7 protein-coding genes are annotated in these 4,984 nt (G+C 41.8%); all 7 read right to left on the reverse strand.

The window, feature by feature from the left end; genetic code table 11:
* Positions 1-55: 55 nt before the first annotated feature.
* Positions 56-502, reverse strand: a complete 447-nt coding sequence (locus B6K08_RS09435) for a Nif11 family protein (protein ID WP_080326012.1) — start codon at positions 500-502, stop codon at positions 56-58.
* Positions 503-531: 29 nt separating this feature from the next.
* Positions 532-756, reverse strand: coding sequence for a hypothetical protein (locus B6K08_RS09440; protein WP_080326013.1), 225 nt, complete (start codon positions 754-756; stop codon positions 532-534).
* 269 nt (positions 757-1,025) lie between these two features.
* Positions 1,026-1,388 (reverse strand): hypothetical protein, encoded by a 363-nt coding sequence (locus B6K08_RS09445; RefSeq protein WP_080326014.1) that lies wholly within the window; start codon positions 1,386-1,388, stop codon positions 1,026-1,028.
* Positions 1,389-1,572: 184 nt separating this feature from the next.
* Positions 1,573-3,234, reverse strand: coding sequence for a ShlB/FhaC/HecB family hemolysin secretion/activation protein (locus B6K08_RS09450; protein ID WP_159446762.1), 1,662 nt, complete (start codon positions 3,232-3,234; stop codon positions 1,573-1,575).
* 96 nt (positions 3,235-3,330) lie between these two features.
* Positions 3,331-3,918 (reverse strand): putative porin, encoded by a 588-nt coding sequence (locus tag B6K08_RS09455; protein WP_080326016.1) that lies wholly within the window; start codon positions 3,916-3,918, stop codon positions 3,331-3,333.
* Entirely contained in the window at positions 3,899-4,333 is a 435-nt protein-coding gene (locus B6K08_RS09460; RefSeq protein ID WP_080326017.1) for an S-layer homology domain-containing protein, read from the reverse strand. Before B6K08_RS09460 ends, B6K08_RS09455 begins: the two co-directional genes overlap by 20 nt.
* Positions 4,330-4,530 (reverse strand): hypothetical protein, encoded by a 201-nt coding sequence (locus tag B6K08_RS09465; protein ID WP_143254895.1) that lies wholly within the window; start codon positions 4,528-4,530, stop codon positions 4,330-4,332. Before B6K08_RS09465 ends, B6K08_RS09460 begins: the two co-directional genes overlap by 4 nt.
* Between the last annotated feature and the right edge of the window lie 454 nt (positions 4,531-4,984).

The raw sequence follows: 4,984 nt of genomic DNA on the forward strand, positions 1-4,984 counted from the left end.
TCGTCCTCCTCTTTATAGTTTTTCGTTTGATTGTTCTTTCCTCATCGTCCATTTTTTAATTGCTGTCGGCGATAGGCCCGTTGGAGATACCAACAAAGATGCAAAATGCTGTCTTGTTACCGCTCTTGACTTTCCCCACTCCAACGCCGATGAAGGCACAGGCGGCCGCCGTACCGCCCTTTTTTCCCTTTCGATTCCGTTTGTTATAGTCATATTGATACCAATCCCCCCCAGCCACCTGATCCAGCTCATCCTCGGAAAGAGTCATGTTCTTCAGTTGCTCCTGCTCGTATTCCTTCAATTCCTCAATGGTAAATGGCAGGCCAACTTCCTCAGCCAGTGGAAGAACGATAGCCTCCGCTGCCTTTTCGCGCATAGCAGCATCATTTGAAGAAGTCACATTCTTCTCAGCGAAATCCTTATCAAGAGCATTTAGCTTTTCAGCCAAGGCTGCGTCCTGGGCCAACTTCTCATAAAACTTTCCTACGTTTTCCTTTGCCATGGTATTTTCCCTCCCATTAGTTGTATTTTTTATTTGTTCTTGTTATCTATATTTTTATTTTTTTCCAATGCAGGATTGCCGGCTGCAGCCACCATATCCAGCTCATCATCTGTCATCTTCCCCGTCATAATACCTTTCATGGCATTATCCCGACGGTACATGAATAATAACTGATTCCTTAAAGTCTCCCTCACTGGATGCAGGAGAGAAAAATCAAAATCTTCCAGCCGTTTTGTCAACTTCTCATCATTCATTTTTATCCCCCCTGTGTTTGTTTTTCTTTTATCATTTATATCCATGAGAGGATAAAAGTGTTATAGATTTTTTTAATAAATTGGAATTTCGTTTAATACACTGAAAAAATCTGCGTGTCCATGCAGTCGTCCGCATGCCATTCTCGCTATTTGGGCTGGCTAGGGACTTTCACCCATTAGAGTGCGCCCATGCTGGGCGCACATAAAAAAACAGCCTCCCTAAAATGAGAGGCTGTTTCGCCAAGCATAATTTATAATATACCCTGTAATTAAAGGTAAGTATTTACACCATTAGGCTGTAAAATAATGGTATTGACACTATTTACATTAACGCCACGCCAATCCTCGGTATAGCCATTGCTGTAATGAACCTTGAAATCCCAGGTATCACACAATGCCCAACGGTCAAAATCCAAAATAACGGTAGTACCATTTTCCCAAACAGAATTACCCAGTACATCCTCATACCACTGGTTGCTGATGGTAGGTGAACAATTTAATACCACGATGGTATAACCAGTATTATTAACCAAGGACAAATCCTTAGCATCTGCAGTAGAGGACCCCATGAAGGTTAACCCTAAAACCATAACGAAAGCTAAAAATAATTTGTGCAAATTAAATTTTCTCATAAACAAATTCCTCCTGTACATTGAACAATTAATAAACGGACAATATGAAATTATTTGTATTTTCCGATAACCGCCTCCTCCAGATGCAAAACTACAATATGAGGTAGTTTAAATTTTCTTAAGTGGTTACTTCTACAAAAAATTTCAAAATCCTTTTTTAAGTTAACTATTATGTAAATTTAGATTAAAAAGTCTTGCTGATACTAAACTGCAATCTTACACTGTCTGTTTTCTTGCCACCTACATCTCTTTTCAGTGGCACACCTAACAGCAGGCTGGCATTAAAGTCATTATTATTCTCCCAAATAACGCCAACACCTGTACTCATAAGAGTATTAGCCCCTGGAATAGCATAACCGCCGTCTACCCAGCCATAATCAAGGAAGGTAAAACCATGGAGTTTATCCCCATTAATAGGGAAATGGTATTCCAGGCCCAGAGCAAAGCCCTTGTCGCCGCTTATAAAGCTTTCCTCATAGCCTCGTACTGTATTCATACCACCTACATAAAAACGGTTGGTGGTACTCATATATGACTTGTCACCAAATTGACCACTGAATCGGGTCACAAAGGCATGTTTATTTGGCAGTCCTTTACGCCAGTACATATTTATCTGGTAAAGATTTACATTTTCTTTGACACCGTACATATTCGTTTTGTTGGAACGCATCAGGCCATATCGATGATAAAATACGGAATCTTTACCATAATTTGTAAAGGCTACATATAAATTGTAGCGGGTGAGTTTGTCGTCAATCCAAGGAATCCTTCCATGTCCCAAGGTAGTCTTGGATTTCTGGCTGAGATAGGTAAGACCCAGCTCACATCGATTTGTATTGGTTACTGCCAATGGGAATCGCAATCCAACACTATAGGCTTTGGCATCGCCCTCAATGCCAAGAGGCTTTAAATCGCCGCTTACTACTTCATTCTTATTGCCAGTGTAATCCAAATCCAGCTTCAGGCCACTGGTGCCCAAAGGAGAGGTATAACCAATACTATAGGCATTTGAGCCGGAGCTGTGCAAATAGCTTAGACGCAAGCTGTCACGTCTTCCAGTGACACTGCGCCAGTTATAGAAGAAGCCATAGCGGTAACGGCCACTGGTTTCATAACCGTTGTTGTCACTATAGAGGGTAAAATTATGCAGCTTGGGTTCAAAGGCATAGAGAACATAATCTGTAGTCCCTTCCTTTTTACCAGCCTGCATTTTAATTCTGAGAGCCACATCATTGGTACGATTAAAACGCTGCAAGGAGCGGTTCAATGTACCAGTATTGGCAATCTCTCCCTCCTTCAACGGGAACCAGCTTGTTATATAGCCGGTGTTGGTGGATTTGTTGCCCTCCACAGTAACATTGCCTGTACGGCCCTCCACCAGGTTTATATGAACAACCCCCTCATGGATGGTCTGAGGTGGCAAAAAGGCCCGACAGGTCATATATTCTTTCTTGATGTATAAATTATTGATATCATCAATGATTTTATATAAATCTTTAACGGTTATGGATTTGCCTACATAAGGGGAAGTGACATTATCAATTTCTTCCTGTTTTAAAACCATTGAAGGGTCAGTTTCAATTTTTTTCAAATCAAATTTCATTTCAACGTCAGCAGATTTAGGCTCATTTTCCGGCACACCCTCCACCTGTTCGTTGCGAGTGGCTTCATCTTCCTTAATCTGTTCAGCAATGCGCTCACGTTCCATGGCCTCACGGGCTTGCTCCAGCTGCACACCTGGATTAGCAGCCCCTGGCAAAATATCCGCAGGAACAGGAGGCTCTGCATGTACCTCTGAACCGACTAGTGCCAGCATGGCCAAAAACGCTGGTAATACTTTCTTCACTCCAATAGAATGAGTAATGTTAGACAACATATTGAATTTTAAACCAATATATCTATTTTTTCGCTTTGCTCTCATATTTCGACCCTTCTTGATTTTTTAAAAAAACATTTCCAACCGTGCCAACACAGATTTCATGCGTCGATGGGATGTAATGGAGCTTCCCCAAAAGTAACTGGCCACCAAGCCTACATTTTTATCTAATGCCCATGATCCGCCGATTTCCCAGCCACGTTCTCCCCAGTTGGCAATGCCCGTATCGTCATCATACATATCATCAATACTGCTGCTGGCGGGTATTACGGAAGAAATATATCCGTAATTACTGTAAGCCAAATATGCTTTCCACTCGCCCTTCTTACTGGCTTTACGATAGTTGCCATAAGAAAGCTCCACCTCCCAGGAGTAATCCTGCATATTTCCAAAATATTCAATGGCATCCGGGTCCTTGCTGTAATAGGCCTTGGCATAGGCTCCCGTCAGTACACATTTTGGAGAGAAACGATAACCTAGATTTACGGAACCAATGTTAACACCAGCTTTGCTTTCATTTTCCATATCGGTGATAAAATTATACGCCTTGGAGTTTAGGTGGTAATAGCCCAAACCGCCAAAAATTTTTTTATTAGTTTTGTACTGAAGATTTACTCCAAAAATGGTGGCTGGATCACGAGCCATAACCCGCACTTCCGCTGCCTCCTTGGGCATCCCCATTGCTCTCAGTTCCCTGAAATATCCCATACTGGCACGGTAGGCGCCAGTTTTTGACATATTTGACCCGTACACCTAAATCTTTCAATTCCTCTTGAAATTCAGCACATAGACGGTCAATCAATTCCTTGTCCCTTTTATCAGTTGCGCAAGCCATAGCTCTTGCTGTAATTTGTGCCATTTCGTAGCGAGTCAAATTACGGTCTCCTCGGTAACTATTGTCACCGAAGCCTTGAACAATACCATGTGAATGCAATTCATCCAGAACATCGTAGGCCCAATAATCTGCAGGAACATCCCGAAAATGATTGGATGCCTCTGCTCTGCCAATAGAAAAAAGGCAGAGCAGATATATAACGAACACACTTTTTATGGCAGTCTGAAATTTCATGGCTGTAGTTCCCTCAAATAATGGAGCTCCGCCCTGGCAGCTTTAAGGGAATTTGGTGAAAAATCACTATCTTTAAGGCCATGCAATGCAGGTGGCAGGGATAGCTTTGCATAACCATTTTCCTGCACTTGCTGATAGTTTTCGTCCAAAATACGATTGATTTCTGTATTTTGATAAATGACTGACCCTGCAGCCATTGAAGGAGCAGGCTGCCAAAACATGAACAAACTGAAGCAAAAACTCAACAAACACACAAAGCATGCTTTGCCCAACCTATCTCTTATTGAATTTAGAGACAGCTTACATCATCCTTTCATAATTATTCTTATTCCCTCTCCATATAGTCAAGTGTTTTCTTCAGTAAAATCAATACTTCTTTGAGTCCTCATAATGAATGAAGCTAAGGTTATGGAGTGATCTTCACCTCATACAGGGCAGATATATAGTGTTAATGGGTATACCAAATAAAACGTCATCACTAAACTATTTTAAATGGCCTCGATGTAATACCCATCCCTATATGGCAGCTCACCTCTCATGTCCAACAGGATCATCCCAACAAGGGGAGTCCTCACTTCCTTCGTTCTGCCTATCCATAACCAGGGTGCCAGCTTAGCTATTCATCAGGGTCATGCCCTCCGGAGATAATTC

The sequence above is a fragment of the Anaerovibrio lipolyticus DSM 3074 genome, from assembly GCF_900141865.1.
GTDB lineage: Bacteria > Bacillota > Negativicutes > Selenomonadales > Selenomonadaceae > Anaerovibrio > Anaerovibrio lipolyticus.